General features: G+C 61.6%; 1 protein-coding gene. It reads right to left on the bottom strand.

The annotated features are described in order from the left end of the window. Positions 1 to 160: 160 nt before the first annotated feature. The coding region (tnpC, locus tag AX735_RS22680; protein WP_156447588.1) for an IS66 family transposase at positions 161 to 903 on the bottom strand (743 nt) is incomplete at its 5' end.

Below are 903 nucleotides of genomic sequence, written 5' to 3'. Positions count from 1 at the left end.
GCAAAGTCGATGCTGTCAGCGATCAGCGCAAGGTGGGGTCAGCGCCCCGCTTACGATGAGGCGCGCGCTCGCGTGTATACACCGGCACCCGCGGATTCGAGTTAGTTCGTCCGTGCCAAACAGTAAGCGGTAAGCGCTAAAACACCCCCACTGGGGGCATTCAGGCGGCCTGATCGATAATGGCGCTGGCGGCGGCGCGACTATCTACCCAGTTGTAGGGGAGCAGATCATCGATCGGATCTGCATCGCCGCGCAGGATGATGCGGGCGAGGACATCGGTGAGATAAGCCTGGGGGTTGATGCCGTCTAGCTTACAGGTTTCGATGAGGCTGGCGAAGGTCGCCCAGTTTTCAGCCCCAAGGTCATGACCTGTGAACAGGGCATTTTTACGCTGGAGGGTAAGCGGCCTGATTGATCGCTCGACGGTGTTGTTGTCCAGCTCGATCCGCCCATCCTCAAGGAAGCGGACGAGGCCTTTCCAGTGGTTGAGGGTGTAGCCGATGGCCTCGGCCGTGTTGGATCCTCGGGGCAACTTGGGCAGCATCTCCTCGAGCCAGGGGCGCATGTCCGCGATAATCGAAGCGGATTCAACCTGGCGGATCGCCAACCTGTGTTCGGGGCTGGAACCTCGGATACGCGCCTCGATCTTGTAGAGGCTGGCGATCCGCCACAGCGCCTCATCGGCGACGGGGGCGTTGCCGCCCTTGGCATCGTCGAAGAAGCCACGCCTAACGTGCGCCCAGCAGAAGGCGAGCGTTCCCGAGCCGCCTTTACGGTCCGGCGCTTCGATATGCTTATAGGCACCATAGCCGTCGCATTGGACGATGCCGGTGAAGTCGCCAAGCAACCTTTCCGCCCAGACTTTCCCGCGACCCGGCATGTAGGTGTAGACGACCGCCGGTG

This window comes from Blastomonas sp. CCH1-A6 (genome assembly GCF_001556365.1).
Taxonomy (GTDB): Bacteria; Pseudomonadota; Alphaproteobacteria; order Sphingomonadales; family Sphingomonadaceae; genus Blastomonas; species Blastomonas ursincola.
This window is presented reverse-complemented; position numbering and strand designations above follow the sequence as displayed.